The 26,106-nt window shown below is 73.7% G+C and carries 23 protein-coding genes and 2 pseudogenes; 8 read left to right on the top strand and 17 right to left on the bottom strand.

The window, feature by feature from the left end:
* Positions 1–52: 52 nt before the first annotated feature.
* Positions 53–385: pseudogene (locus tag IE273_RS43880) on the bottom strand (AAA family ATPase); the annotation flags it as partial.
* Positions 386–483: 98 nt separating this feature from the next.
* Positions 484–1,206 (bottom strand): FAD binding domain-containing protein, encoded by a 723-nt coding sequence (locus IE273_RS28390; protein ID WP_189818018.1) that lies wholly within the window; start codon positions 1,204–1,206, stop codon positions 484–486.
* Positions 1,207–1,401: 195 nt separating this feature from the next.
* Between IE273_RS28390 and IE273_RS28385 the strand changes: the two genes are divergently transcribed.
* Entirely contained in the window at positions 1,402–1,800 is a 399-nt protein-coding gene (locus IE273_RS28385; protein WP_189818017.1) for an ACT domain-containing protein, read from the top strand.
* A gap of 81 nt (positions 1,801–1,881) precedes the next feature.
* On the opposite strand, the gene IE273_RS28380 is transcribed toward IE273_RS28385, so the two are convergent.
* Positions 1,882–2,448, bottom strand: a complete 567-nt coding sequence (locus tag IE273_RS28380) for a TetR/AcrR family transcriptional regulator (protein WP_189818016.1) — start codon at positions 2,446–2,448, stop codon at positions 1,882–1,884.
* Positions 2,449–2,532: 84 nt separating this feature from the next.
* Here IE273_RS28380 and IE273_RS28375 point away from each other — a divergent pair, with 84 nt between their 5' ends.
* Positions 2,533–3,456 (top strand): SDR family oxidoreductase, encoded by a 924-nt coding sequence (locus IE273_RS28375; RefSeq protein WP_189818015.1) that lies wholly within the window; start codon positions 2,533–2,535, stop codon positions 3,454–3,456.
* A gap of 177 nt (positions 3,457–3,633) precedes the next feature.
* On the opposite strand, the gene IE273_RS28370 is transcribed toward IE273_RS28375, so the two are convergent.
* The 3 genes and pseudogenes from IE273_RS28370 to IE273_RS28360 form a co-directional block, all read right to left on the bottom strand.
* A complete protein-coding gene (locus IE273_RS28370; RefSeq protein ID WP_189818014.1) occupies positions 3,634–5,814 on the bottom strand; it encodes an MMPL family transporter in 2,181 nt (726 codons plus the stop codon).
* 176 nt (positions 5,815–5,990) lie between these two features.
* Positions 5,991–6,858, bottom strand: a pseudogene (locus IE273_RS28365) (class I SAM-dependent methyltransferase).
* 141 nt (positions 6,859–6,999) lie between these two features.
* On the bottom strand, positions 7,000–7,488 hold the full coding sequence (locus tag IE273_RS28360) for a MarR family winged helix-turn-helix transcriptional regulator (RefSeq protein WP_189818013.1): 489 nt from the start codon (positions 7,486–7,488) through the stop codon (positions 7,000–7,002).
* 90 nt (positions 7,489–7,578) lie between these two features.
* Between IE273_RS28360 and IE273_RS28355 the strand changes: the two genes are divergently transcribed.
* Positions 7,579–8,031: an SgcJ/EcaC family oxidoreductase gene (locus IE273_RS28355; RefSeq protein ID WP_189818012.1), complete on the top strand. Its 453-nt coding sequence runs from the start codon at positions 7,579–7,581 to the stop codon at positions 8,029–8,031.
* A gap of 145 nt (positions 8,032–8,176) precedes the next feature.
* On the opposite strand, the gene IE273_RS28350 is transcribed toward IE273_RS28355, so the two are convergent.
* The gene (locus IE273_RS28350; protein WP_189818011.1) at positions 8,177–8,833 is read right to left on the bottom strand and encodes a ScbR family autoregulator-binding transcription factor; all 657 of its coding nucleotides are present in this window, start codon (positions 8,831–8,833) and stop codon (positions 8,177–8,179) included.
* A gap of 292 nt (positions 8,834–9,125) precedes the next feature.
* Between IE273_RS28350 and IE273_RS28345 the strand changes: the two genes are divergently transcribed.
* Positions 9,126–10,271, top strand: a complete 1,146-nt coding sequence (locus tag IE273_RS28345; RefSeq protein ID WP_308437064.1) for an MFS transporter — start codon at positions 9,126–9,128, stop codon at positions 10,269–10,271.
* Positions 10,272–10,356: 85 nt separating this feature from the next.
* Here IE273_RS28345 and IE273_RS28340 read toward each other — a convergent pair whose 3' ends face one another.
* Complete coding sequence (locus IE273_RS28340) at positions 10,357–10,974, bottom strand: sigma-70 family RNA polymerase sigma factor (protein ID WP_189818009.1); 618 nt, start codon at positions 10,972–10,974, stop codon at positions 10,357–10,359.
* Positions 10,975–11,220: 246 nt separating this feature from the next.
* Positions 11,221–11,883, bottom strand: a complete 663-nt coding sequence (locus IE273_RS28335; RefSeq protein WP_189818008.1) for a hypothetical protein — start codon at positions 11,881–11,883, stop codon at positions 11,221–11,223.
* Positions 11,884–12,029: 146 nt separating this feature from the next.
* Between IE273_RS28335 and IE273_RS28330 the strand changes: the two genes are divergently transcribed.
* On the top strand, positions 12,030–12,875 hold the full coding sequence (locus tag IE273_RS28330; protein WP_229887632.1) for a DUF1206 domain-containing protein: 846 nt from the start codon (positions 12,030–12,032) through the stop codon (positions 12,873–12,875).
* 33 nt (positions 12,876–12,908) lie between these two features.
* Here the strand turns inward: IE273_RS28330 and IE273_RS28325 are convergent, their stop codons facing one another.
* The 4 genes from IE273_RS28325 to IE273_RS28310 form a co-directional block, all read right to left on the bottom strand.
* A complete protein-coding gene (locus tag IE273_RS28325; RefSeq protein ID WP_229887630.1) occupies positions 12,909–14,621 on the bottom strand; it encodes an LCP family protein in 1,713 nt (570 codons plus the stop codon).
* 159 nt (positions 14,622–14,780) lie between these two features.
* Positions 14,781–15,152, bottom strand: coding sequence for an ArsR/SmtB family transcription factor (locus IE273_RS28320; RefSeq protein ID WP_189818007.1), 372 nt, complete (start codon positions 15,150–15,152; stop codon positions 14,781–14,783).
* 130 nt (positions 15,153–15,282) lie between these two features.
* On the bottom strand, positions 15,283–16,329 hold the full coding sequence (locus tag IE273_RS28315; RefSeq protein ID WP_189818006.1) for a class I SAM-dependent methyltransferase: 1,047 nt from the start codon (positions 16,327–16,329) through the stop codon (positions 15,283–15,285).
* Between the two features lie 225 nt (positions 16,330–16,554).
* Positions 16,555–17,427 (bottom strand): trypsin-like serine protease, encoded by an 873-nt coding sequence (locus IE273_RS28310; RefSeq protein WP_189818005.1) that lies wholly within the window; start codon positions 17,425–17,427, stop codon positions 16,555–16,557.
* Between the two features lie 202 nt (positions 17,428–17,629).
* On the opposite strand from IE273_RS28310, the gene IE273_RS28305 reads away from it, so the two are divergent.
* A complete protein-coding gene (locus IE273_RS28305; RefSeq protein ID WP_189818004.1) occupies positions 17,630–18,034 on the top strand; it encodes an STAS domain-containing protein in 405 nt (134 codons plus the stop codon).
* Positions 18,035–18,046: 12 nt separating this feature from the next.
* Here the strand turns inward: IE273_RS28305 and IE273_RS28300 are convergent, their stop codons facing one another.
* The 4 genes from IE273_RS28300 to IE273_RS28285 form a co-directional block, all read right to left on the bottom strand.
* Positions 18,047–20,560: an ATP-dependent Clp protease ATP-binding subunit gene (locus tag IE273_RS28300; RefSeq protein ID WP_189818003.1), complete on the bottom strand. Its 2,514-nt coding sequence runs from the start codon at positions 20,558–20,560 to the stop codon at positions 18,047–18,049.
* 193 nt (positions 20,561–20,753) lie between these two features.
* Positions 20,754–21,128 carry an NUDIX hydrolase gene (locus IE273_RS28295; protein ID WP_189818002.1) on the bottom strand — a complete coding sequence of 125 codons (375 nt, stop codon included), beginning with the start codon at positions 21,126–21,128 and terminating at the stop codon, positions 20,754–20,756.
* A 62-nt stretch (positions 21,129–21,190) separates the two neighbouring features.
* Positions 21,191–22,072 (bottom strand): YegS/Rv2252/BmrU family lipid kinase, encoded by an 882-nt coding sequence (locus tag IE273_RS28290; protein ID WP_189818001.1) that lies wholly within the window; start codon positions 22,070–22,072, stop codon positions 21,191–21,193.
* Between the two features lie 34 nt (positions 22,073–22,106).
* On the bottom strand, positions 22,107–23,699 hold the full coding sequence (locus IE273_RS28285; RefSeq protein ID WP_189818000.1) for an FAD-binding oxidoreductase: 1,593 nt from the start codon (positions 23,697–23,699) through the stop codon (positions 22,107–22,109).
* Between the two features lie 128 nt (positions 23,700–23,827).
* Between IE273_RS28285 and IE273_RS28280 the strand changes: the two genes are divergently transcribed.
* Positions 23,828–24,439, top strand: coding sequence for a TetR/AcrR family transcriptional regulator (locus tag IE273_RS28280; RefSeq protein WP_189817999.1), 612 nt, complete (start codon positions 23,828–23,830; stop codon positions 24,437–24,439).
* Positions 24,436–26,016 carry a glycerol-3-phosphate dehydrogenase/oxidase gene (locus tag IE273_RS28275; protein ID WP_189817998.1) on the top strand — a complete coding sequence of 527 codons (1,581 nt, stop codon included), beginning with the start codon at positions 24,436–24,438 and terminating at the stop codon, positions 26,014–26,016. The genes IE273_RS28280 and IE273_RS28275 overlap by 4 nt, the downstream gene beginning before the upstream one ends.
* Positions 26,017–26,106 lie beyond the last annotated feature (90 nt).

The raw sequence follows: 26,106 nt of genomic DNA, 5'->3' as shown, positions 1-26,106 counted from the left end.
GTCTGCGCAGCCGCTTCGACGTGGCCAGCACACCGACGTCGGGGACCCGGTCGCGGCCCTCGCGCGCGGCGTTGCGCCGCAGGGAGCCCGTCAGGTCCGGCGGGAACCAGTAGGCCGTCGCGGTCGCCCCGTGGGCGTGGGCCGCCTCCACCAGCGGGCCCCACTCCAGCGGTGACGGATTGGTGTTGTCCACGGCCACGGCCCGTCCGGCGGCCAGGTGCTCGGCCACCAGCCGCATCTGCCGGCCCTGCTTGTTCCGGGCACCGCGCGGGAACAGGTCCTTGCTGACCAGCGCGTACCGGCCGGCCAGGCACCGCGCGTAGAAGGTGGTCTTGCCGGCGGCCTGGAGTCCGACCAGCACCGCCACGTCCGGTTCCGTCGCCATACCCGCCACGATGACACGCCACCGAAGCTCGTGGCTCCGCGGCTGCGGGCCGACGCCCGCGCGAAGGCCGCGAACGACCGCGGGGATCAGCCATCCGCTCAGTCCGTGCCTCGGCTCTCCAGCAGGCCGATGACCTGAGGGCGTACGACGTCCCAGGCGGCGGCCGGCAGCTCACCGAGGGCGGTGCCGCGCAGTGCGTCGAGGGTCTCGTCGGCATCGGCGTCACCGGGGGCGGTGCCGGCGAGCACCTCGTAACCGTCCCGTACGGCGACCCGCACGCGGTCGGGCACGCCCTGCCCGGTGTGCAGGGCCGAGGCGACGACGAGGGGTGGCGCGCCGCCCGCCTCGCCGGGCAGCTTGCGGTACGCCGAGGCGGTCGGCGTGCGCCAGCGCAGGCCGAGCAGCACCGGCCGCTTGGCGACCACCTCGGCCAGGTCGGCCTCGCGGACGCCGTCGGTTTCCAGGACCGTCGCCCGGGCGTCCAAGGCGAGCGCGGCGGGCAGCAGGCAGCGCAGCGTGCTGCCGACGATGTTGCCGCCGACCGTCGCCGTCCGCCGTACGGCGCCGGTGCCGATCGTGGCGGCGGCCAGCCGCAGGACGTCCGGCACCCGTTCGTCGATCCGGTGCAGGATCACGGCGCCGCCCACGGTCTCCCGGCCCAAGACGTTGGCCTCCGGCAACTCCCGCAGGGACATGGCCAGTCGGGGGAACCCGTCCCGTTGCCAGGTCGCCCACACGAGAGTCGCCCCGCCTATCGGCACGGCCCCCTCGGCGAGGCATTCCCCGGCTTCCGTCAGGGACGTGGGCAGACGCAACAGCACAGCGGCCGACCTGCCTTCCCCGGGCTCGGACGACGCGCGGGCGGCGCCCGGCCGCTGCCCGCCGAAGCGCAGTCTTGCCGCGCGAACGGGGGCGCGTACAGGGCTCACGCGAGCACGCGCCGCGCGCCCGGTCCCGTCGCCGCCGGGTCACCCGGCCGAGCGGCCGACCCTCCGCACGGCCCGTAGGGTGGGACTGTGACAGGCGAGACCGATCTGCGCACCCTGCTCGGCGGCATGCGGCCGGAGCTGAACCCGGGCCGCTATGTCTTCACCATGGCCGAGGGCGGAGTACCGTCCGGCTGCTCCCCGGTGGTCACGGTCGCCGAGCCGGAGGGTCTCACCCTCGTGGTGCCGCAGGCGGACGCGGACGCGGCCGGGATGGCGTACGACTACGTGGCCGGGTGGATCACCCTGCGCGTCCACTCCGCGCTGGACGCGATCGGGCTGACCGCCGCGGTCGCGCGGGCGCTCGCCGACGAGGGCCTGAGCTGCAACGTCGTGGCGGGCTTCCACCACGACCACCTCTTCGTGCCCCACGACCAGGCCGAGCGGGCGCTGGAGGCCCTCCGGCGACTGGCCGACGCCTCCCGCTGAGTCGTACCGGCACCGGCCCCGCCCCGGCGCACGAACACACGGCCGGGCACCGGGTACGAGCGGGCGGTCCGCCACCACGGCTCAGCCGCCGGCGGCCACCGCCTTGAACTCGCTCAGCGCTTCCCGCACCAGGTGCACCAGGTCGCGGTCCTCGGACGCCTCCAGCCAGCGTTCGTAGCCGACCTTGAAGACGGCCACCCCGGCCTCGGCGGCGAGGCTCGCCGCCGGCTCCGGGACGCCGCGCCCGCGCAGGGTGCCGGCGAGCGCGGTCGACAGGGAGGCGAGTTTGATCAGCTCGCGCTCCCTGAGTTCCGCGTTCGCCGTGATCACGGCGTGCCGGGCGCGCGCGTACGGGCGGCGGTCGGCGAAGATCTCCGAGGCCGCGTCGAGCCCGGCGGCCAGCGCCTCGATCGGCGCGGCGTCCGCGGGCGTGCCGGCGACCGCCCGCACGAACAGCTCCTCCAGTTCTCCCGAGCCGCCGAACAGCACCTCGCGCTTGTCGGCGTAGTGGCGGAAGAAGGTGCGTTCGGTCAGCCCGGCGCGCTTGGCGATCTCCGCCACGGTGGTCTGCTCGTACCCGCGTTCGCCGTAGAGCTCCAACGCCGCTTCCGCCAGGCGCTCGCGCGCGTTCGGCTCCCATCTGCCCATGCCCAGATCCTAGCGATGACAGTCACTGACATCGAATGCTAGGGTCCATGACAGTCACTGACATCAAGAGTCTGGGGTTCTCCCATGCGTTTCTTCGTGACCGGGGCGTCCGGCTGGATCGGTTCCGCCCTCGTGCCCGACCTGATCGAGGCGGGACACCAGGTCGCCGGGCTGGCCCGCTCCGACGCCTCCGCCGCCGCGCTCACCGCGGCCGGGGCCGAGGTCGTCCGCGGCACCGTCGACGACCTCGCCGTGCTGCGGGACGCTGCCGCCGCCTCGGACGGGGTGATCCACCTCGCCTTCAAGCACGACCTGGCCTTCAGCGGCGGGTTCCAGGAGGCGGCCGAGGCCGATCGCCGTGCCGTGGACGCCTTCGGCGACGCTCTCGCCGGCACCGGACGGCCCTTCGTCCTGGCCTCCGGACTGCTCGGGGTCGCACCCGGGCGGCTCGCGACCGAACGGGACAGGCCCGCGCTCCACGGCTCCCACTTCGCGATCCGGCAGACCACCGCGGAGGCGGCGCTGGCCCTCGCCGAACGCGGTGTCCGCTCCTCCGTGGTGCGGCTCTCCCCCACCTGCCACGGCGAGGGGGACAACGGTTTCGTCACGAGCCTGGTCGCCGTCGCCCGCGCCAAGGGCGTCTCCGGCCACCCCGGCGACGGCACCACCCGCTGGCCGGCCGTGCACCGCCTCGACGCCGCACGGCTGTTCCGGCTGGCGGCCGAGAAGGCGCCCGCCGGCTCGGTGCTGCACGGTTCGGCGGAGGAGGGTGTCGCGCTCCGGGACATCGCGGACGTGATCGGCCGTCATCTGGAGGTGCCGGTGACCTCCGTGGCGCCCGAGGCCGCTGCCGAGCACTTCGGCTGGCTGAGCGGCCCGCTCGGCTTCGACACCGTCGCGTCGAGCGCCCTGACCCGCGAACTGCTGGGCTGGGAACCGGTCCAGCCCGGTCTCCTCGCGGATCTGGACAAGGGCCACTACTTCCACGGCCCCGCCGCCACGGGCTGACGGGCCGGCCGGTCCTCGCACCGGGCACGAAAAAGTCCTGCCGGGCCGCATGGCCCGGCAGGACTTTTTCGATCAGACCGACCGTCGTCCGTCGCGACGCCCGGCGAAGCCGGCCGGTGTCACCGGCCGCCGCCCGTCACGACTCCCGGCGGAACTCGGCGGTTCCACCGGCCTCCGCTAACCGCGGCGCCCGGCCGGATCCCGGTCCTCCTCGCCCCGGACCGGCCCGGAGTCGACCGTTCCGGCGCCGGTGCCGGCGGCCGGCACCTCCGCCCGGTCGGCGTGGCCCGGCCACCAGGCCGCGTGGCCGATCAGGGCCGTGAGGCTGGGGGTGAAGAACATCGCCATGACGAACGCGGCCACCGCGATGCCGAAGGAGACCGCGAAGCCCATCTCCGAGAGCAGCGAGTTGCCGGCCAGCATCATCGTGGCGAAGGTCGCCGCCAGGATGAAGCCCGCCGCGGCCACGGTCGGCCCGGCGTGCCGGAGCGCCATGCCGGCGGCCTCGCGCGGCTCCCGGCCCTCACGCGCCTCCTCACGCAACCGGGCGATCATGAGGATGTTGTAGTCGGTGCCGATCGCGACCACGAAGAGGTACATGATCACCGGCAGCATGAACATCAGACCCGAGTGCCCCTGCGCGTCCTGGAAGATCCACACGGTGGCACCGAGGGTGGCGCCGAAGCCGAGGCCCACGGAGGCGATGAGGTACCAGGGCGCGACCACACTGCGCAGCAGCAGCCCCAGGATGACCATGATCAGGACGGCGGCGACGGGGAAGACCGTCCGGTAGTCGTGGTTGACCGCCGCGTTGATGTCCTTGTAGATCGAGGACATGCCGCCGACGAGCGCCTTGGTGCCCTCGGGCGCCGAGGAGTGCGCGACGTCGCGGACCCTGCCCACCGCGTCGATCGCCTTGTCCGTCGACGCCTCGTACTTGAGCGTGACGGTGAAGTCCGCGGTGGTGCCCGCCTTGTTCACCTGGTTCAGGCGGGCGCTCGCGACGCCGTCCACGGCGCCGAGCTTCGTGGCGTACGCGTCGAAGGCGGACCTGTCGAGCGGCTTGCCGTCGGTGCTGGACAGGTAGACGTCGGTGGGTGCGGCGGCGCCCGCCGAGTACGCCTTCTGGATCTCGTCCTGGACGACCATGGACTCCTTGGTCTTGGGCATGGAGCCCGACGCCAGGTCGAAGGTGGCCTTGTAGCCGAGGGTGCCGAGCGACAGGACGAGCAGGACGAGACCGGAGGCGACGGCGGTCAGCGCCGGGCGGCGCTGGACACCCCGGCCGAGGACGGCGAAGCGGGCGTTCTCGGGTTCCGTCTTCCACGACTTGGAGGGCCAGAAGACCTTCGGCCCGATGAGCGAGACCACGGCCGGGATCAGGGTCAGACCCGCGACCAGCGTGGCGCCGACCGCGATGGCGAGCGCCGGGCCCATCTGCTTGAGGAAGCCCAGCGTGGACAGCACCAGGGCCAGGAACGCGATGATGACCGCTCCGGCCGCCGAGGCGATGGCCTCGCCGACCCGGCCGACCGCGTTGACCATGGCCTCCTTGGGCTCGTCGCCGGCCCGCAGGCTCTCGCGGTAACGGAATATCAGGAACAGGAAGTAGTCCGTGCCCACGCCGAAGAGCACGACGATCAGGATGGACGAGATCGAGCTGTTGGCCTCCAGCCCGAACAGCTTGGTGGCGTAGGCGATCAGCCCGTTGGCGACGGCGGACACCAGACCGATCAGCACCAGGGGCAGTACGGCGAGAATCGGCGCCCGGAAGATGATCAGCAGGGTGATCAGGATGATCCCGAAGGTGCCGAGACCGATCAGCGCATCGCCCCGCTTGGACGAGTCCTGCTGGTCGAGCGCCTGCGCGGCGGAACCGCCGAGCTTGGCTTCGAGGTCCGTGCCCTTGGCCAGCTTCTTGGCCTCGTCACGCAACTCCTTGGCGGCGTCGGCCTGTTTGGGCTGGCCGGCGGTCTTGTTGTCCATCTGGACCAGGGTCAGGTCATACCTGCCGTCCTTGGACGGCCGGCCGGGGACGACCTTCTGTACCTGGTCGATGTGCTTCTCACCCAGCTCGGAACTGATCCGGGCGACATCGCGCAGGTCGGCGGCGGTGAGCTTGCTGCCGTCGGTGCGCTGGTAGAGCACGATCGCTGACGGCGTGAAGGCGCTGGGGAACGCCTTCTCCTGGAGCTGCGCCGCTTGGATGGACTCGTAACTCTTGGGCAGAAAGCTGCTCTCGTCACTGTTCGAGGGCAGGCTCGGAGCGGTGGCGACGATGGCCACCGCGGCGATCAGCCACGCCACGATCGTCCAAATGGGATGACGGACGACGGCGTTGCCTATTCGTCGGAACATGCGGAGGGTCCTCCTGGGAAGGAAGATCACCGCAGCCCGGGGAGCGGTCCCTGGCATCGGCGACCCCGACCGGCCCGCAACGAACGGCCGGTCGCATGGTTGTCTTGGCCTCACATCCTAGTGACCGTGGACATACATCCTCCATCGGATACCCACGGCCCCGGCCTGAGCCGCCGTCAGCCGGTCCCGCCGGTCCGTGACCGAGCCTGCCGGGGCCGGCGCCAGACGAACACCTCGGTGCTCGGGACCCGTTCCGCGAACCGGTCCGCCGGGGAGGCGCCGCCGAGCAGCCGGCGCAGGTCCGCCTCGAAGGACGCGCCGTCCGGGCCGAACAGGGTGCGGGGTGGAGAAGGACATCGAGAACGTCCAGGCGACGACGTCGTCCGTGGTGCGCACCAGCACCTGTCCGCCGGGTACGACATGCCGCTCGGGGCCCGCGAATCCGGCCCCGGAGAGCACCGCCGCCTCACCTCCCGGGGTGCCCTGCGGCAGCAGGCTCCGGCCGGCGCGGCGGACGGGGCCCAGGTAGCGCCGGACCAGGGCGGCGATACCGGCGTAGGGCACGGCCGGGTACGGCAGACCCGCGGTCGTACGGCGCTCGGTCTTCAGGTCGGCCAGGTGCACCAGTGCTCCGCCGGGCCGGAGCATGCCGTGGACGGTCCGCGCCACCCGCTCGCGGTCGGTCCAGTGGAAGGACTGGGCGAAGACCGCCACGTCGAACGTGCCGAGACCGGCCGGGAGATGCTCGGCGCGCAGCCGTAGCCAGCGGGTCCTGGCGGCCGGTCCCGCGGTGGCGGCCCGGCGCGTGGCCTCGGCGATCATCCCGGTGTCCGGGTCCACGCCGACGGCCTCGCGGAACAGGGGGGCCAGCGGAAGGGTGACGGTGCCCGGTCCGCAGCCCACGTCGAGGAGGCGTCCGGTGCCGTCGGCCGCGAGCACCTCGGCGAGCCGGGGGACCAGCCCGGGGGCGTAGGGCAGCCGGCCCCGCTGGTAGTAGGGGGCGGCGCCCGCGAAGAGGGTCTCGTCCCACTCCCAGTCGGTCATCGTGGCCCGTGCCCTTCCGGTGGGGAGCGGTCGTACGGACGACGGTGATGATGGCACGCCCGGGAGCGAGCGGGAGCGCCCGTCGTGCGCCTGGGACCGCCCGTCGTGCGCGCGGCGGCCCGGGGCGCCGGTCCGCTCGGGTCAGCCGGGCCTCCTGGCCCGCCTGGGCGGGGCCGTCGCCCGGATCTCCTCGGTCGCGGCGCGGAACGCGGGGGCAGCGCGGGCGAAGTAGTCGAAGATCAGGGCGCGTTGGTCGGGCGTGTAGTGGGCCAGCACCTCGGCGAGACGGCGGCGGGCCGGGCCCACGACCTCCTCCACGCGGTCGAGCGCGTCCGGGACGGGTTCGACGTGCACGCGCCGGCGGTCGGTGGGGTCGGGCGTCCGGCGCGCGTATCCGGCGCGCTCCAGACGGTCGATCAGCCGGGTGGTGGCCCCGGTGGTCAGCCCGGTGCGGGTGGCGAGTTCGCCCGGGGTCAGGCTGCCCTCCCGGCTGAGCAGGCTGAGCGCGTACCACTCCGAGGTGTGCAGGCCCGCGGCCTCCGCGCTGGCCAGGCCCTGGAGGCCCACGGCGTCCAGGTACTGACGGAAGATCACGTGCTCGCCGTCCCCGCCGCTCCCGGGATTCGACACGGGGCCCCCCTTCCCAAATCTCTGCACGTATGCAGATACTGTTCTCAGTAAGATACCGCGCCAGTCTAACCACGAGGGGAGACCTCCGCCGTGCCCGCATCGCACGACACCGCCGCCGTCACCGCCGTCCTGGACGCACTGGTCGCCGCCTGGAACGAGCACGACGCCGACGCCTACGGCCGCCTGTTCACCGAGGACGCCACCTACGCCACCTATGTCGGCACGCTCTACCAGGGGCGCCGGGACATCACCGAGAGCCACCGTGTGCTGTTCACGACCTTCCTCAAGGACACCCGGCTCGCGGACGAGGTCGTCGGCATCCGCTTCCCGGGGCCGGACACGGCCGTCGTCAGCGGGCGCGGCGACACCTACAAGGGCAGGCGGCCCCGCCGGCTCGGCAAGGTGCAGACGTACACGCTGGTGCGGGAGCCGGACGGCACATGGCGGATCGCCGCCTTCCACAACACCAGGCGCAAGCCGCTGATGGAGGCGGTCTCGTTCCGGTTCGCCCCCGGTCTCGTCCCCGCGGCCGGCCGGGCGTGACCGGGTGCCGGGTGCTCGGCCGCGAGGCTCGAGCGAGGGCCGTCACAAACCGACTCAGCGGTTTGGTACACGCCTGAACGCGTGCCGCCAGCGCGCCCGAGAGACGGCCGAGAGCGGGAGCCCGGCGCGGCGGTCGGTGTCGGGCTCAGACGCCGGCGAGTGTCTGTGACTTCTGCCGGACCTCGGCGATCACGCGGGCGCCCCGGTCCGGAGCGGTGTCCAGCCGGACGAGGACGGCCGGGGCCGCGATGGCGGGGAGGATGTGCCCGTACAGCGCCGACATGCGGTCGTCCAGGTCGGCCCAGCCGGCCACGGCCTGCGAGACGAACTGCACGCCGATCCAGGCACCGAGGAAGACCTGGGCGGTCTCCTCGGGGTCCACGTGCGGCAGCACCTCACCGCGTTCCTTCGCCTCCGTCAGGACGCACGAGGTCATCCGGGCCCAGGCGGGCCAGGCGCTGCCGAGCACCTCGCGACCCTGGAGGTCGGCCGAGAGCCGGACGCCGGCGAGCAGTACGGGCTCCTGCGGCAGCCGCTTGGCGAGGGTCATGCCCGCGTCCACCCACTCCTGCAACTTCAGCTCCCGGGGCAGGTGGTACTCGGTCCCCGTCTGCTCCTGGAGCACGCCCCGGGCGAGGGCCGCCTTGGAGTCGAAGTGGAAGTACAGGGCGCCCTTGGTGACGCCGGCCCGGTTCAGGATCTCGGCGATGGTGGCGGCGGCGTATCCGCGTTCCGCGAAGACGGCGGCGGCGGCCTCCAGAACAGCACGTCGGGTCCGTACAGCTCGCTCCTGCTGAGCCATGGACCCTCCCCCAAGCTGAAAATTAAACCAAACAGCTCGTACCCTACCGCACGCCGTTTGAACGGAAGGGTGGGCAAGGGCGGTTCGCGCGGACTTGGCACATGCGCCTGACACAGGACCCTCCGGCCGTGCCGGCGAGCCCGGAATTCGGTTGCGGTGGGACCGGGGCGGCCGGTGAGCTGATCGCATGGGCGGTGTCACACAACCAGCGCGGTGGGCGAGGCCGGGACGAGACCGTGGGGTCTCGGCGCGACCGGCCGCACGGCGCGGCCCCGCGGTGCTCGCGGCTCTCATGCTGGCCGCCTTCACCTTCAACACCGCGGAGAACCTGCCCATCGGCCTCCTGGACCTCATGTCCGACAGCCTCGGGGTGTCGCTGTCGGCGGTCGGGCTGCTGGTCACCGGCTACGGCGTGACGGTGGCCGTCGCCTCCCTGCCGCTCGCCCACGCCCTGCGGGCGGTGCCCCGGCGTCATGTGCTCGCGGGACTGCTGGCCGCGCTGGTCGTGTCCAGTCTGGTCGGGGCCGTGGCCGGCTCGTACTGGCTGCTCCTCGGGGCACGGCTGTTGACCGCCCTCGCCCAGGCGCTGTTCTGGGCGGTGATGGGGCCGGTCGCGGTGGGCCTGTTCGCCCCCGAGGTGCGCGGACGTGTGGTCGGGGCGCTGTCCGTGGCCGGTTCGCTCGCCCTGGTGCTCGGTGTCCCCGCGGGGACCTGGCTGGGCCGGCAGCGCGGCTGGCCGGTGCCGGTCGCCTCCCTTGCCGTTCCGGGGCTGGTCTGCCTCGTGACGATCGCCGTCCTGCTGCCGACCTCGCGTCCGGACGACGAGCCCGCCGCCTACGGCAGCAGCCCCGACGTCCGCCGGTTCGGGACCGTACTGGCGGCGGGATTCCTCTCCGCCACCGGTGCGTTCGCGGGATACACCTACCTGGTGACGTTCCTGGGCGGCGTGGGCGGGTTCGCCCCCGGCACGGTCGGCGTGCTGCTCGCGGCCTTCGGTACCGCGTGCCTGGCCGGGGTGAGCGGCACCGCGGCGCTGCTGGACCGCTTCCCGCGTGCCGCGCTGCCCACGGCCGTGGCCACCCAGGCGCTCGGCATGCTCGGTCTGTACGCGGCGGGCGGCCGTCAGGTCATGGCGGTGGTGTGCCTGGTGCTGATGGGCGGTGCGCTCGGACCGGTGTTCATGACCGCCCAGAACGCGATGCTGCACTGGGCGCCGGGCCGCACGGACCTCGCCCTCGCGGCGAACTCCGGTGCGTACAACGCCGGCATCGCGGCGGGCGCCGCGCTCGGAGGTCTGATCCTGCCGCTCGCCGGTGCGCGGGGGGCCTTCCTCGCCGGCGGACTGCTGACGGCCGGGGCGTGCGCGGTACTGCTGATCGGCGGACGTCTGTCGCGGGGCGGGGAGGCGGAGGCGGACGCGGACGCGGAGGCGCGCTGATCCGCATCTGCCTCCGCCTCCGCCTCTCGGTTCCCAGTGACCCGGGTGGGGCCGGCGGCGTGCCGGCCCCACCCCGGCGAACCGGTCAGGCGACCGGAGGGGCGGCGGGCCGCTCCGCCGCGTCGAGCAGGCCGATCAGGGTCGCCCTGGCGCGGGCCACGCGGGAACGCACCGTGCCGACGGGACAGTCGCTGACCTCGGCCGCCTCGGCGTAGGGCAGGCCGAGCAGCTGGGTGAGGACGAACGCCTCCCGGCGCTCGGCCGGCAGCCCTGCGAGCAGGTCCAGCAGTGCGATGCCGTCATCGAATCCGGGCAGGCCGCGCGGCTGGACCGACTCGACCGCCCGTTGCCAGTCCGCCGCGTCCGACAGCCGGGGCCGGGAGGCGGCGCGGCGGTGGCTGTCGGTCACCGCCCGGCGGGCGATGGACAGCAGCCAGGCGCGCGCCGAGGAGCGGCCCTCGAAGCGGTGCAGGCTGCCGAGGGCACGCAGGAAGGTGTCCTGGGCGAGGTCGTCGACGGCCTGGGGATCGGCGCAGAGGTGGGCGACGTACCGCTGGACGTCGCGGTGCAGGGCGCGGACGAAGTGCTCGACCGCGTCGGCGTCACCACGACGGGCGGCCAGCGCCCACGCGGTCGCCGACTCGTCGGCGGCTGCCGTCCGGCCGTACGCGGTCCGTGCTGGGGGCAGGACAGGAGTGATCACCTGGTGTCCTTCTCGGGTCGACCGTGACCGGACCGGGGCACGCCTGGGCGCGGCCGGTCCGGTGCGGGGGGAGGACGGCCCTACGACGCGCGCACGGGCAGCGGGCGACGGCACGCCGACACGGGCGTGCCGGGGTGTGACGGCACGCGGCGAGTGGCGTGAGCGGCTACCGCGCTGCGGGCGCGTGCGCGGGCGTACGGCCGTGGACCGAGGCGCTCAGGGGCGGCCCCGGTGTACCGGCTGTCTTCAGACGACAGCGGTCCCCGTCGGCGGCCCGCGCGAGGTGATCGCGTGGATGAGCAGGTCGAGGCTCGGCGCCCGCTCCGAGCGGGGCCGGCGCAGCCGCGGTCCGGGGCGGTCGGCGGCGACGGGCAGGGCCAGCAGCAGGCGCAGCGGCGCGGCCAGCCGTCCGGCCACGGCCCGCAGGATGCGGAAGGCGGCCCGCTCGCCGTACGCCAGCCACAGTCCGGTGAGGAGCGCGGCGAGCAGGTGCGCGGCGAGCATCCCGGACGCCGGCCATCCGGCCCCGTCCGTGGAGTGCGTCATGTCCGCCATGTGCGCCATGTGCGCCATGTGCGTGGCGTCCATCGGCTTGGCGCCCATGTCCATCGCCATGGGGGACATGACGGCCGGCCGCGGTGCGGTGCCCGGGGAAGCGGTCTGGGCGAGGGAGAACGCCGCGTGCAGGGCCGCCTGGACGGCGACGACGAGCGGGACGATCAGCGCCGTACCCCGCTCACGACCGGTCAGGCACCAGCCCGCGCCGCCGGTGGCGGCGAGGCCGGCGGCCAGTGCCCACGCGGGCACGTCATGGCCGGCCATCAGGACGTGTCCGAGGGCGGCGAGTACGACGCAGACGGCCGCGAACACCGCGGTACGCACCGTGCGCACACCCCACCCCGCCGTCATGACCCCCCATCCTCGCATCCCGGACCCGTTCGTCAGGGGGAGGTACGGAAACCGCACGGCCCGGTACTCAACGGGCCGTCCGGATCCCGCGAGCCGGGCCCGCCGGGGAAGGTGTCGGAGCCGTACCCGGGGGCATCCGGCGGTACATGGATGCACACACATGGACACTGCGGGGACGGTCCCGGGCGCGGCGGGTGGCGGACAGCCCGGCCGTGGAGGCGGCGGGCCGGGCCGGCTTCGCGGCGCGTGGGCTGATCTACGTACTCGTGGGCGTCATCGCCGTGCAGATCGCCTTCGGCGGTGACGGCGGCGGACAGCAGGCCGACCGCGGCGGTGCCCTCGGTGAGCTGGCCGGGCAGCCGTTCGGGTCGGCGATGCTGTGGATCGTGGGCGTCGCCCTCGCCGGGATGGCGCTGTGGCGGCTGTCCGAGGCGGTGTTCGCCGGCTACGGCCCCGACGGGGCCAAGCTCTCCCGGCGGGCGGCGGCCCTGTTCCGTTCCGTCTTCTACTGCTTCGTGTCCTACTCGGTGCTCTCCTACGCGGCCGGGGACCGGGGCAGCGGCAGCGGCTCCTCCGACCGGCACACCGACGACGTCACCGCGCGGGTGCTGGACTGGCCCGGCGGCCAGTGGCTCCTCGGGATCGCGGGGGCCGCCGTGGTGATCGCCGGAGGGTGGATCTCGGTGCGGGCCGTGCGCCGCAAGTTCCGCGACAAGCTGCGGACCAGCGCCATGTCGGCCCGGGTCCGGCCGGTCGTGGAGGGCCTCGGGGTGACGGGCGGGACGGCCCGCGGCGTCGTCTTCGCGGCGGCCGGTGTGTTCGCGCTCGTCGCGGCCGTCCAGCACCAGCCGGGGAAGGCCAAGGGCATGGACGACACCCTGCGCGCGTTCCGGGACCTGCCGGCCGGGCCCTGGCTGCTCGCCCTGGTCGCGCTCGGCCTGGCCGCGTTCGGTGTCTTCTCCTGGTGCAACGCGCGCTGGCGCAAGCTCTGACCCGGCGTCCCCACGGCCGGCCCCCGCCATCGGTCAGGCGTCGGAGTCGGGCTTGCTCCGCGCCGCGGCGTAGGCCTGGGACGGTGTCATGGAGACGCCCTCGTACGTGACCGTCCTGTAGGGGCTCACCTTGGCGCAGGTCTTGGCCTGGTCGGCGGTGGAGGCGTGGGCGCCTCCGACGGCGGCCTTGGTGTCGGCGGGCGCGGGCGAGGACGAGCCGCCCGGGTAGCTGGTGCCGCTGGGCCAGTCGCTGCCGATCACCAGGGTCAGGCCGCTGCCCGTGCCCTGCTTCAGGTGGGACGGGGGCAGGCCGAGCGCCTTGGCCACCGTCTGGGCCGCTGCCTGCTCGCCGGTGCCGTAGGTGAGGGTGGTTCCGGTGGCGGGGCTGGGGGCGTTGGCCGTGGTCGTGGCGGTGCTGAAGCCCTGGCCGGTGAGGGCGGTCGCGAGGGCGGAGGCGCGGCCGGTGATGCCGGTGCCGTTCTCGACCGTCACCGCGACCTCGGCCGCGGGCACGGCGGAGGCGGTGGCCTTCGCCTTGGCGGTCGCGGAGGCCGCCGCGGACTTCTTGCCGGAGCCGGTGGTCAGGGCCTGGTCGTTCGCGATGGTGGCGAACAGGCTCTTCGCGCCCGGGCCCACCACCACCCGGTCGTTGTCGCCGGGATCGGGGGCCGTCTGCATGGTGGTGAAGGTGATCCGCTTGGTGGGCACCTTGTTCACGTCGTCGGCGAGCGAGATCAGCTTGTTCACGGTGCCGAGGCCGTCGTCCACGGTCAGTGCCTTGGTGGCGGCGTCGGCGAGGTGGTAGACCGCGGTGGGGTCGGTGAGCGTGCCCGCGCTCTTGAACTTGCGGATCATCGCGCTGAGGAAGATGTGCTGCGAGACCGTACGGCCGAGGTCGCTGCCGTCGCCGAAGCCGTGCCGGGAGCGGACGAACTCCAGGGCCGCGACGCCCTTGAGGGTGTGGGTGCCCTTGGACAGCTTCAGGTGGGAGTAGGTGTCGTAGACGTCGTCGCTGACGCACACCGAGACGCCGCCGACCGCGTCGGACATCTTGACGACGCCGGAGAAGTCGAGCTTGACGAAGTGGTCGATGGTTATCCCGGTGAGCTGGTGGACGGTGGCCACCTGGCAGGCGGGCCCGTACTGGAGCGCGCTGTTGATCTGGCCGTAGTAGCCGTTCGTGGACTGCCCCGACTCACTGTCCTCGCAGGCCGGGACCTTGGTCATGGTGTCGCGCGGGATGCTCATCACGGTGGCGTTCGAGCGGTCGGCGGATATGTGCAGCACCATCTCCACGTCGGCGTTGCTGCCGGTCTGCACCCCGGTCTTCGCGCAGCCGCCGCCGAGCTTGCAGTCCGTCGCGCTGGTCCGGCCGTCGGAGCCCATGACCAGGATGTTGATGGGGGTGCGGCCGAAGGCGTCGGCCTTCTCCGTGCCGCCCTTGCCGTCCAGGGAGACGCTGTGGATGTTGCCGTTCAGGTGCTCGTAGAACCACCAGCCCGCGCCGGCGGTGACCACGATCAGGACGGACAGGCCGATCCCGAGGATCTTCAGCACCCGCCTGCCGCGCCGCACCGGCCGGGCCCGGCGGGACCGCCTGCCGCCGCCCGCCCGCGAGGCCGCCCGGGCCGCGGCCCGGCCGCCCGGCGGACGCGCGTCGTCCGGTACTGCCCCGCGCTGCCGGGGCACCCGCGCGCCACGGCTGCGTGTGCCCTGGCCGGCCGGCCCGTCCCACGGGTCGCTCATCTCCCACTCCCCTGAACGGTCGGGCCTGCGGCACATCGGTTGCGTGATTGCGCAATCTAGCAAACACGTTGCCGGAACAGCGCGGATCCACAGCCGATTCACAGGCGAGGCATCTCATCGCGGGGCCGTCCGCCTCCAGGGCGGCACGGCAGGCGGAGTCTACGTGCCCTTGGTAAGCGTCCGGCGTGAATCCTGCGCCGGGATGGGGGCGGGGTACGACCGCGCGGTCAACTTGCCGACCACGGCATGGATCAGGGCCACGACGTCCGGGTCGCCGATGGAGTAGATCTGCCGCCGCCCCTCACGGCGGGAGCGGACCAGTCCGGCGAGCTTCAGCTTCGCCAGGTGCTGGCTGACGGCGGGCAGGGCACCGCCCACGCGGTCGGCGAGGTGCGTGACATCGCACTCGCCCTGCGCCAGGGCCCACATCAGACGCAGCCGGGCCGGGGCGGCGAGCAGCCCGAACGCGGCGGCTGCCGCGGCGAGCACATCGGCGGGCGGGTCCTCGAATCCCCCGGCCTTCTCCGTCACAGCCGCTCCCGCCCCACCCTGGTCACCGTCGACGCTCACCCGACCACCCAGTGTAGGTACCCGGCCCGGCCACCCGCGCACGCTCTCGCCGGGGTCGGGGCCGGGGGCCACGACCTCGGCACCCCGCGTTCTACGGCCGGATCTCGTAGACCACGTTGAAGGGAGTCTGCGCGGCCCGGCGGAACCGGGTGAAACCCGCCTCGGTGACCATCTCGCGGACCGCCGCCTCACCGGCCTGCGCGCCCAGGGCGTAACCGCCCCGCTGGGACAGGGCATTGGGCACGCACAGGAACGTGGAGGCGCTGTAGTACAGCCGGCCCACCGGATGGAAGTTCTCCTCGATCCGGTCGGAGGCGAGCGGTTCCACGAGAAGCCACGTGCCGTCGGCGGCGAGCGCCTCGCGCACCCGTCGGGCGGCCCCCAACGGGTCGCCCATGTCGTGCAGGCAGTCGAGCATGGCCACCAGGTCGTAGCCCGCACCCTCGAAGGTCTGCGCGGTGGCCACCTGGAAGGTGACGCGTCCGGCGACCCCGGCCTCGGCAGCCCTCTCGCGCGCCACCGCGATCGACTCGCCGTGGTAGTCGGAACCCACGACCTCCGTCCGCGGATACGCCTGGGCCAGCAGGATCGACGACGAGCCGAGACCGCACCCCACGTCGGCGACCCGCGCCCCGGCGTTCAGCTTCGCGTCCGCGCCGTCCAGCGCCGGGATCCAGTTCGGGACCAGCTCGGCCTCGTAATGGGGGCGGAAGAAGGCGTCGACTCCGACGAACACCTCGTCATCGTGCTCGTGCCAGGCAACGCCCTCGCCGGTGCGGAACGCCTCCGCGATGCGAGGCTCGGCGCGCAGCATTCCCAGGGCGAAGCGGAAGGCCGCGGCGACGTCGGGGCCGTTGGGGTCGGCCAGGCAGAACGCCTGCTCCTCGGCCAGTGAGAACCGGCCGGTCGCCGCGTCGTACTCGGCGTATCCGCCGGCGGCCTGGCCGCGCAGCCACTCGGTGAGGTACCGCGGATGACAGTGCGTGCGTTGCGCGAACTCCTCGGGTGTCGCCGGGCCCTGTGCGAGTGCCCGGTAGAGGCCGAGCCGGTGGCCCAGCGCGATGGAGCCGGCGGCCTCGGTCGACGCGAGGTCGGTGACGAAGTGGTCCAGGAACGCGTTGATCCTCTCCTGATCCATCCCGGTACTCCCTTCCCGTCGGCCGGCTCGGGCCGTCACATCGGGAAATGGCTCAGGGTCGGCTGTCCTCCGTGGTACTCCTGGCCACATCAGCCTATGTCCGCCACCGGCCCCACGCCCTGCCGGGCCGCGCGGCGCGGAGCCCCGCGGTCCTCGCGCGCGGGCGGAGGCGGGCACCGGTCCCTCCGCGCGGGGACCGGTGCCCGCGGTGTCCGGTTCGCTGGGCTACGGCAGTTTCACGAACGGTGCCAGGAAGGCGCGGGCTCCGGGCGTGTCCAGGCGGTAGGCGACGTTCGTGGCGTAGCAGGGCGTGTCGCCGGTGATGGTCGTGGCGGCGAGGACGTTCCTGCCGCCGATGACGGCGAAGTCGGGCCCGCCGGAGTCGCCGTAGCAGGCACCGCCGTTGCCCTGCGGGGCCGTCATGCCCAGCCGGGCCCAGGAGTCGTTCAGGGCGTTGAACGTGACCGGGGCCTTCATCCGGACGCCGCCGCCGGGGTGGGTCTGGCCGCCCGGCCCGTTGACGGCCTCCTGCGTGCCGTACCCGGCGACGAACCAGTCGGTGGAGTTCAGCCCCTGCGGGCCGAGGGCGTCGAGCTGGTTCGCGGTCGGCAGGGCGGCCGGGGTGAAGGACCAGCGGGCGGCGACCTTCGCGGCGGGCAGTTCGACGACCGCGATGTCGTGCGGGTCGGAGGCGGGGCCCGGGTAGTCCGGGTGGGTGTGCGCGGTGCCCTGGACGGCGACGGCGTTCGCCTGGGCGGCCGGGTCTCCCGGGTGCTGCTTCGCGGCGGCGTCGAGTCCGGCCTGGACGTCCTGGTCGAGCGAGACGAAGAAGCGGACGCCGGCCGGCCAGTCGCTGGTGCAGTGGGCGGCGGTCAGGAAGGTGCCGGCGTCGACCATCGTGCCGGAGCACACCCAGTCGACGCGGTCCGGGGTGGCCGGGTCGCCGTCGTCGTCCCAGGCGGCCACGAGTGCTCCGACCTCGGTGCGCTCGGGCGCCGGCGTGGCGTTGTACGAGTTGACGGCGGAGGAGGGCAGCGCGGCGGCGAGCACGGTGGCGCAGGCTGCGGCGGTGACGGCTGTCACGCGTACGGCTCTCAAGAAGAACCCCTTCACTGGGTGATGTGGGACAGGTGTTCTCCTGCGGGGGTGAAGAGCATTGAAGTGGGCCGGGCGGTGCGGGACAAGACGGCCGGCGGCGGCAACCCCGCTCCGTCGGCGGTCACCGGGTGCGCGCCGGAGCGCTCCGGGGCCGGCCTGCATCCTCCGGGGGATCCTGGGCAGCCTGTCGGAGACGGAAGCTATGGGCAAGGATCGGGTGAGCGTGGACGAGGGACGCGTGGCAGACACGGCATTCACGAACGAGCAGGCGGGGCCGGAGCCGCTGTCGGTCACCCGGACCGACGCGGACGGTGTCACCGTCGTCACGGTGACCGGGGAGGTCGACCACCACACCTCCGGCGCCCTCCGCCGGGCCCTCGCCCCCGCGGACCCCGACGGGGCGCGCACCGTCGCGGACCTCAGCGGTGTGCCGTTCATGGACTCCAGCGGCATCAACGTCCTCATCGCCGCCCACCAGGCGCACGCTCCGGGGGGCTGGCTCCGTCTGGCAGGCGTACGGCGGCCCGTCCTGCGCACCCTGGAGATAGTCGGCCTCACCCCCCTCCTCGCCTGCTATCCCAGCGTGCAGGACGCGCTGCGGGGCTGAGGACTCCTTCTCTCAGCCTTCCCGGGACGCCGGTTCGCCGTGGTCGCCTCTGCGTACCGTGCAGTGCAGCGAGTCGTCGCGGACCTCGGCGACGATCGTGTCGCCCGGGTCGGCCTCGCCGCCGAGCAGCAGGCTGGCGATGCGGTTGTCGAGTTCCGCCTGGATCGTGCGGCGCAGCGGGCGCGCGCCGAACTCCGGCTGGTGGCCGTGGGCGATGAGGAGCTTCTTGGCCGGTTCCGTGACCTCCAGGTCCAGGCCCTGCGCGCGCACCTTGCGCCTGCTCTGGTCCAGCAGGTGGTCCACGATCTGCCCGAGGTCGTCCTCGGTCAGGGCGTGGAAGATGATGATGTCGTCGATCCGGTTGAGGAACTCCGGCAGGAACCGCGTGCGCAGATCCTCCATCAACTCGTCCTTGAGCGCGGAGACATCGCCCTTGTGGTCCAGGATGCGGCGCGCGCCGATGTTGGACGTCATGATGACGACGCAGTGCCGGAAGTCGACGGTGCGGCCCTGCGCGTCGGTCAGCCGTCCGTCGTCCAGGATCTGCAACAGGGTGTTGAAGACGTCGGGGTGGGCCTTCTCCACCTCGTCGAAGAGCACCACGCTGTAGGGCCGGCGGCGGACCTTCTCGGTGAGCTGGCCCGCCTCCTCGTAGCCGACGTATCCAGGGGGCGCGCCGACCAGCCGGGCGACGGTGTGCTTCTCCTGGAACTCGCTCATGTCGAACCGGATCATGCGGTCCTCCTCGCCGAACAGCAGGGCGGCGAGGGTCTTGGCGAGTTCGGTCTTGCCGACGCCGGTCGGGCCGAGGAAGAGGAAGGAACCGACGGGGCGGCGGGGGTCGCCCATGCCGGCGCGGTTGCGGCGCACGGCCTGGGAGACCGCGGTGACCGCCTCGTCCTGGCCGACGATCCGCGCGTGCATCTCCTCTTCGAGCCGGAGCAGTTTCTCCTTCTCGCCGGCGGTGAGCTGGGAGACCGGGATGCCGGTGCGGCGGGAGACGACGTCGGCGATGTCGGAGGCCGTGACGGAGACGACGCCCTCGCGGCGCTCCTCGATGCCGGCGAGTTCCCCCTCCGCCTCGGCGATGTCCCGCTTGAGCTCCGAGGCCTTCTCGAAGTCCTCGGCGGAGACGGCCTGTTCGAGTTCACGGCGCAGCTTGGCGATGCGGTCCTCGCGGCTGACGACCTCGGTGGAGCGTCCGGCACTGCGCAGCCGCACCCGGGCACCGGCCTGGTCCATCACGTCGATGGCTTTGTCCGGCAGGAAGCGGTCGCTGATGTACCGGTCGGACAGTTCGGCGGCGGCCACGAGGGCTGCGTCGTCGAAGCGGACCTGGTGGTGCGCCTCGTAGGAGTCGCGGAGCCCTTCGAGGATCTGCACCGTCTCCTCGACCGTGGGCTCGCGCACCATCACCGGCTGGAACCGGCGCTCCAGGGCGGCGTCCTTCTCGACGTACTTGCGGTACTCGTCGATGGTCGTGGCGCCCACGACGTGGAGTTCACCGCGCGCGAGAGCGGGCTTGAGCATGTTGCCCGCGTCCATGGAACCCTCGCCGGTGGCGCCGGCGCCGACGACCGTGTGCAGTTCGTCGATGAAGAGGATGACGTCGCCGCTCGCCGCCTGGACGTCCTCGATGACCTTCTTGAGCCGTTCCTCGAACTGTCCCCGGTACTGCGCGCCCGCCACCATGCCCGACAGGTCCAGCGAGACGACGCGTTTGTCCTTCAGGACGTCGGGGACCTCGCCCGCCACGATGCGCTGGGCGAGGCCCTCCACGATGGCGGTCTTGCCGACTCCGGGTTCGCCGATGAGCACCGGGTTGTTCTTGGAGCGCCGGGAGAGGATCTCGACGGTCTGCTCGATCTCCTCGGCCCGCCCGACCACCGGGTCGAGCCTGCCGGCCTTGGCCTCCTCCGTCAGGTCGCGGCCGTATTCGTCCAGGGTCGTGGCCGGCTTCTTCCGTTCGGCGGGGGCTGCCTCGGCACGCGCCGCCGGCTGTTCGGTCAGCCCCGCGACGCGCTGGGTGTCCAGGCCCTCGGCGCGCAGCATCCGGGCCGCACCCGTGTCGCTGTCGCCGAGCAGGGCGGCGAGGATGTGCTCGGGACCGATGTAGGAGACGCCGGCCGCCTGGGACCGGGCGTAGGCCGCGCCGAGGGTGCGTTTGGCCGCCGGGGTGAGGCCCGGCTGCGCGGAGGGTTCGGCGGACTCGCGAGGCAGGACCTTGGCCAGTTCGGCGGCGACCGTGTCGGGGTCCACGCCCACCTGGGAGAGCAGCCGGCGTGCGGGGTCGACCTGGGTGGCCGCCCAGAGCAGGTGTTCGGTGTCCAGGTCGGAGGTGCCGTCGGTAGCGGCCCGCTGCGCGGCCAGGTTCAGCAGTTGCCGCGACGATTCCGTCAGCAGCCGTCCGACGGGTACGCGCTGTACGGCGGGGGGCGATGACGCCGGCGACATTCCGAAGAAACGATTCAGCAGCTCATTGAACGCATCCGACGAACCGAACGGCGCACCGAACGACATCGACATGACAGCTCCTGGTACGGCAGGCGAGCGGCGACCGGAAACAAGGCCCCCGAACGGCCCCTACTCACTGAACCCCCGCGGCGTCGGCCCCGCAACCGGAAACGCCCGGCGGGAAAACCCGACCTGCCCGTACCCAGGCGGGGCCGACGGCACACTCCGTGCCACGGCCCGCGGCACCCCGGCTGATCGTCGGGGTTCACACGGGTGTGTGCCCCCGCAGATACGTGCGCACGCTCGCCGGCAGCGGTGTGCCGGCGGTCTCCTCCATCGGTGCCCAGCGCACCTGCTCCGGTGCGAAGCGGCCCCCGTCCGACGGTGACTCGCTCAGCAACTGGCAGACCACGGCCGTCTCCCCCGCCGTGTCCCGCGGCTCCAGCGGCTCGGTGCCGTCGACCAGGTAACCGGTGAGCTCGTAGACGATCCGCGCCGCCGTGGCCTGGGCGGTCTCGGCCGGTTCCGGTGTGCCCGAGGGCAGTGTCCAGCCGTCTCCGTCTCCTTCCGGCACCAGCAGCAACCGCCCGTCGTACACGACGACCGCCCGCACCACACCCTCGGCCTGCTCCAGCGACATATGGCTCCCTCCCCAGGCACTCCTTGCCTACCCAGGGGTGCGCGGGTGATGCGCCGGGGCGGTCAGTAAAGCACCGGCAGGTCCCCGGGCCGCACCCGCAGCGTGACCGGCAGGGTGGCCTCGACCTCGCCGTCGGCGCCGTAGGGGACGGGCCGGGTGGCCTCGATGCGCAGTTCACGGCCGCGCAGGACGCGTACTTCGGGGCGGCGGACGTGGGTGCCGTTCTTCAGCTCGTTCATCAGGGCGAAGAACAGCCGGCGCGGGGCCTGCCGGATCAGCACGACGTCCAGCAGGCCGTCGTCGACGCGCGCGCCGGGCGCGATGAGCCGGCCGGAGCCGTAGTAAGGGGAGTTGGCCGCGACGACGGTGTAGCCGCGGTGGGTGTGTTCCTCGCCGTCGACGGTGACGCGGTACTCGGCCGGCCGCCAGGTGGTGACGGCGCGCAGGCCGCCCGCGTAGTAGGAGGCGGCGCCGCGCAGCAGCCGGGCGTTGTTGGCGTGCCGGTTGGCCTCCGCGTCGACGCCGGCGTACACGCTGCCCAGGACCACCGTGCGCGGGTGGACGGCCGATTCCACCTCGATCGTGTCGACGGGCCGGGGCTCGGCGCGCAGCAGGATGCCGGCGAGCGCGGCCGGGTCGGCGGGCAGGCCGAGCGCGCGGGCGAAGTCGTTGCCGCGTCCGGCGGGTACGAGGCCCAGGACGGTTCCGGTGCCGCTGAGCGCGCCGCCGATGCCGCCCGCGATGCCGTCGCCGCCCACGGCCAGGACGATGCGTCCGCGCTCACCGGCCCCACGGGCGATGTCCTGGGCGTGGGCGAGGCTGTGGCTGTACTCCGTCCGGAGTCCGGCCCCGGCCTCGCGCAGCAGCCGGGCCAGCCGGAGCAGGGTCGCCGCCCCGGTGGAGCCGCCCGCGGTGGGGTTGACGACAGCGGTGAACTGGCGCATCGATGGGCCTTTCGAGGCAGGCGGTCGGGTCGGGTCAGTCGGTGGGCAGCAGGACGCCGGGGTTGAGGAGCCCCTCGGGGTCCAGGCGGCGCTTGACGGCGCGCAGGGCCGAGACGCCGAGCGGGCCGGCCTCGCGGACGTACCAGTCGCGGTGGTCGGTGCCGACCCCGTGGTGGTGGGAGATGGTGCCGCCGGCGGCGAGCACGGCTTCGTTGGCCGCGTGCTTGGCGGGCGTCCAGTGGGCCACCGGGTCCTCGCCCTGGGCGCTGACGACGGTGAAGTACAGCGAGGCGCCGTTCTCGTAGACGTGGGAGATGTGACACATCACCAGGGGCGGGGTGCCGGCCTGGGTGAGGGTGTCGGTGAGCGCCGTGCGGACGGCCGTGTAGAGGTCGGGGACGCGGGACCAGAAGGCCGCGGTCTCCAGCGTCTCGGCGAAGGCGCCGACGTCGAGCAGGGCGTCGCGCAGGTAGGGCGCGGAGTAGCGGCCGTGCGCCCAGCGTTCGCCGGGTTCGGCGCCGGCCGGGGTGCCACCGCAGTCCGTCAGCACGGCCGCCGCCCGTTCGCGGCGGTGCGCGGTGTCCTCGGCCGTCCCCTCGTATCCGGTGATCGCCAGGCATCCGGCGTCGCCCGGTGCCGAACCGGCGCCGATGGCGTCGGGCTGGGCGAGGCCGACGAGTGTCTCGGTCTCGTCGGACAGGCGCAGCACGGTCGGCCGGGGTCCGTCCTGGGCGAGCCGGCGCAGTGCGGTGGCGCCCTCCTCGAAGGAGCCGAACCGCCAGCCCTCGTACAGCCGCGTCTCGGGCAGGGGGCGGATCCGTACGGTGACGGAGGTGATGACGCCGAAGGCGCCCTCGGAGCCGAGGATGAGCTGGCGCAGGTCCGGTCCGGCGGCGGAGCGGGGGGCGCGGCCGGTCTCGATGGTGCCCTCGGGGGTGGCGAGGGTGAGGCCGAGCACCATCTCGTCGAAGCGGCCGTATCCGGCGGACGCCTGTCCGCTGGAGCGGGCCGCCGCGAAGCCGCCGATGGTGGCCCATTCGAAGGACTGCGGGAAGTGGCCGAGGGTGAAGCCGTGCCCGGCGAGCAGGGCCTCGGCCTCGGGGGCGCGCAGGCCGGGCTGGAGGACGGCGGTGCGCGAGACGGGGTCCAGGTCGAGCAGGCCGTTCATGCGGCGCAGGTCCAGGGCGACGAACGCGCTGCGCTGCGGGGCGAGTCCGCCCACCACCGAGGTGCCGCCGCCGAAGGGCACGACGGCCAGGCCGTGCGCGGCGCAGGCGCGCAGGACCGCGAGCACCTGGCCGTGGCCGGCGGGCAGGACGACGGCCTGCGGGACGTCGGCGACGTCGCCCTCGCGGATGCGCAGCAGGTCCGGGGTGGACTTGCCGCGGGTGTGCCGGATGCGGCTCTCCGTGTCCGTGCGCACGTGTTCCTCGCCGCCGACGGCCGCGGCGAGCGCCTTCAGGGCGGCGGGGCCCACGGTGGGGGCGGGCAGGCGGATGTCCTCCAGGCCGAGCGCGGGCGTGCTGCGCGGCTTGACGCCGAGCAGGTCGCGCAGCAGCCCGGTCACCGAGTCGGGCAGCGGCGCCGCCTTGGCCGGGTCGCCCCAGCCGTTCCACAGCATGTCCATTGAACGGTCGTCCTCACAGGTGGGTGCGCTGGTCGGGGTGGTGGTCGGGGGCTCGGTCCGCGCGGCTCGGGGCCGTCCCCGGGGCCTGGCCGCTTCCGTCCGGGCCCCGGGGCGTTACACTGTGACACATGACGCCCATTCGTCACAACGGTTCGGGCAGCGGCTCGGACAACGATCACGTCCTCGACGCGGTACGCGACTGCGTGCTGGCCGTCGGCGTACGGCGCACCACGCTCGCCGACGTGGCCCGCCGCGCCGGTGTCTCCCGGATGACGCTGTACCGGCGCTGGCCGGACCTGCGCGGCCTGGTGGGCGATCTGATGACCCGGGAGTGGATCGACGTGGCCACCCGGGCCATACCGGAGCCCGCGCCCGGTACGCCCACGCGCACCCGGGTCGTGGACGGACTGGTGGCCGGGGTCGAGGCGTTCCGCGCGCACCCCCTCTTCCGCAAGATCGTCGACGTCGATCCGGAACTGCTCCTGCCGTACGTGCTCGACCGTCGCGGCGCGAGCCAGGAGGCGCTGCTGGCGCTGCTGGCCGACGCGCTGCGCGAGGGCCACGCGGACGGGTCCGTACGGCCCGGCCACACCGAACGGCAGGCGCGCGTCCTGCTGTTGACCGTGCAGTCCTTCGCCCTGTCCCTGCGCACGATGACCGACGAGGACGATCCGGAGCTGGACTCCGCCGCCCTCCTCGGTGAGCTGCGCACCCTCCTGGAGAGGACCCTGACGCCATGAGCCACACCGAGGCCGCGCCCGGCTCGTCCCTGAGCGCACACCGGCGCGGCCGGGAACTGGCCGAGGCCGCGGACGGCCGGACGGCCGACGTCCTGGTCGTCGGGCTGGGCGCCACGGGCGCCGGGGCCGCGCTGGACGCGGCGGCCCGCGGGCTGGACGTCGTCGCGGTGGACGCCCACGACCTGGCCTTCGGCACCTCCCGCTGGAGTTCCAAGCTCATCCACGGCGGGTTGCGCTACCTGGCCTCCGCGCAGTTCGACGTCGCCCACGAGAGCGCGGTCGAGCGCGGGGTGCTGATGACCCGTACGGCCCCGCACCTGGTGGCGGCCCAGCCGTTCGTGCTGCCGCTGACCCCGCTGGTGTCCCGGGCCCAGGCCACGCTGGCCTGGGCCGGGCTCCGGGCCGGGGACGTGCTGCGGCTGGCCGCCCGGACCCCGCGCCAGGTGCTGCCCGCGCCCCGCCGGCTCTCGGCGACGGAGGCCCGGCACCTCGCCCCCTCGGTCCGCGCGGCCGGGCTGCGCGGCGGGCTGCTGTCCTGGGACGGCAAGGTGACCGACGACGCCCGGCTGGTGACCGCCCTGACCCGGACGGCCGCCGCGCACGGCGCCCGGGTGCTGACCCGGGTGCGGGCCCTGGAGCTGACCGGGACGGGCGCCCGGATCCGCGACGAACTCACCGGCGAGGAGGGCGAGATCAGGGCCCGCGCCGTGATCAACGCCACCGGGGTGTGGGCGGGCGCCCTCACCGACGGCATCCGGATACGGCCCTCCCGCGGCACCCACCTCGTCCTGCGCTCGGAACGGCTCGGCGCCCTGCCGGCCGGACTGCACATCCCGATCCCCGGGGAGACCAACCGCTTCGTGCTGGTCCTGCCCCAGGGGGACGGCCGGGTCTACGTCGGCCTCACCGACGAACCGGTCGACGGCGCCGTCCCGGACGTGCCGGAGGTCCCCGAGGCCGACATCGGCTTCCTCCTGGACGTGCTCGGCTCGGCCCTCGACACCCCCGTGTCCCGGGACGAGGTCGTCGGTGCCTTCGCCGGACTGCGCCCGCTGCTGGACACCTCCGCCCCCGAGGACCCCGCGGGGGCACCCCGTACGTCCGACATCTCCCGCCGGCACGCGGTGCTGACCTCGCCCGACGGTGTCACCACGGTCGTCGGCGGCAAGCTCACCACCTACCGGCGGATGGCGCAGGACGCCGTGGACGCGGCGGCCGGGGCCCGGGGCCTGCGCGCCGCCCCCTCCCCCACGGCCGCGCTGCCCCTGGTCGGCGCCGCCGCCCCCGCACGCCTGCGCGCGCTGCCCGCACCGCGCCGCCTGGTCCGCCGCTACGGCACCGAGGCCGTGGCGGTCCACGCCCTCGCCGCCCGGGACCCCGCCCTGGCCGAGCCGGTGCTCCCCGGCCATCCCGTCACCCGCGCCGAACTGCTCTGGGCCGTGCGGCACGAGGGCGCCCTGGACGAGTCCGACCTCCTGGACCGCCGCACCCGCATCGGCGTGGTTCCTCAGGACCGCGTCCAGGCGCTCCCCACCGCCCGGGACGTCCTCGGCAGGGCGGCGGCGGTCCACCCCTGACGCGGGCGCCCGGCGGACACTCGCCCGCCCGGTATTCGATTGCGCCGGGGCCCCCGCCCCGGCATCGTTCGGCACATCACCTGGCCCTTG

The sequence above is a fragment of the Streptomyces olivaceoviridis genome (assembly GCF_014650115.1).
GTDB classification, from domain to species: domain Bacteria; phylum Actinomycetota; class Actinomycetes; order Streptomycetales; family Streptomycetaceae; genus Streptomyces; species Streptomyces olivaceoviridis.
This window is presented reverse-complemented; position numbering and strand designations above follow the sequence as displayed.

What these genes read in the sequence shown, in the direction of transcription:
- IE273_RS28315 (WP_189818006.1), bottom strand. Translation starts at nt 16,329, where the DNA reads ATGGATCAGGAGAGGATCAACGCGTTCCTGGACCACTTCGTCACCGAC.
- IE273_RS28290 (WP_189818001.1), bottom strand. Translation starts at nt 22,072, where the DNA reads ATGCGCCAGTTCACCGCTGTCGTCAACCCCACCGCGGGCGGCTCCACC.
- IE273_RS28285 (WP_189818000.1), bottom strand. Translation starts at nt 23,699, where the DNA reads ATGGACATGCTGTGGAACGGCTGGGGCGACCCGGCCAAGGCGGCGCCG.
- IE273_RS28345 (WP_308437064.1), top strand. Translation starts at nt 9,126, where the DNA reads ATGCTGGCCGCCTTCACCTTCAACACCGCGGAGAACCTGCCCATCGGC.
- IE273_RS28350 (WP_189818011.1), bottom strand. Translation starts at nt 8,833, where the DNA reads ATGGCTCAGCAGGAGCGAGCTGTACGGACCCGACGTGCTGTTCTGGAG.
- IE273_RS28280 (WP_189817999.1), top strand. Translation starts at nt 23,828, where the DNA reads ATGACGCCCATTCGTCACAACGGTTCGGGCAGCGGCTCGGACAACGAT.
- IE273_RS28330 (WP_229887632.1), top strand. Translation starts at nt 12,030, where the DNA reads ATGGATGCACACACATGGACACTGCGGGGACGGTCCCGGGCGCGGCGG.
- IE273_RS28300 (WP_189818003.1), bottom strand. Translation starts at nt 20,560, where the DNA reads ATGTCGATGTCGTTCGGTGCGCCGTTCGGTTCGTCGGATGCGTTCAAT.
- IE273_RS28325 (WP_229887630.1), bottom strand. Translation starts at nt 14,621, where the DNA reads ATGAGCGACCCGTGGGACGGGCCGGCCGGCCAGGGCACACGCAGCCGT.
- IE273_RS28375 (WP_189818015.1), top strand. Translation starts at nt 2,533, where the DNA reads ATGCGTTTCTTCGTGACCGGGGCGTCCGGCTGGATCGGTTCCGCCCTC.
- IE273_RS28335 (WP_189818008.1), bottom strand. Translation starts at nt 11,883, where the DNA reads ATGACGGCGGGGTGGGGTGTGCGCACGGTGCGTACCGCGGTGTTCGCG.
- IE273_RS28370 (WP_189818014.1), bottom strand. Translation starts at nt 5,814, where the DNA reads ATGTTCCGACGAATAGGCAACGCCGTCGTCCGTCATCCCATTTGGACG.
- IE273_RS28380 (WP_189818016.1), bottom strand. Translation starts at nt 2,448, where the DNA reads ATGGGCAGATGGGAGCCGAACGCGCGCGAGCGCCTGGCGGAAGCGGCG.
- IE273_RS28295 (WP_189818002.1), bottom strand. Translation starts at nt 21,128, where the DNA reads ATGTCGCTGGAGCAGGCCGAGGGTGTGGTGCGGGCGGTCGTCGTGTAC.
- IE273_RS28275 (WP_189817998.1), top strand. Translation starts at nt 24,436, where the DNA reads ATGAGCCACACCGAGGCCGCGCCCGGCTCGTCCCTGAGCGCACACCGG.
- IE273_RS28305 (WP_189818004.1), top strand. Translation starts at nt 17,630, where the DNA reads ATGGGCAAGGATCGGGTGAGCGTGGACGAGGGACGCGTGGCAGACACG.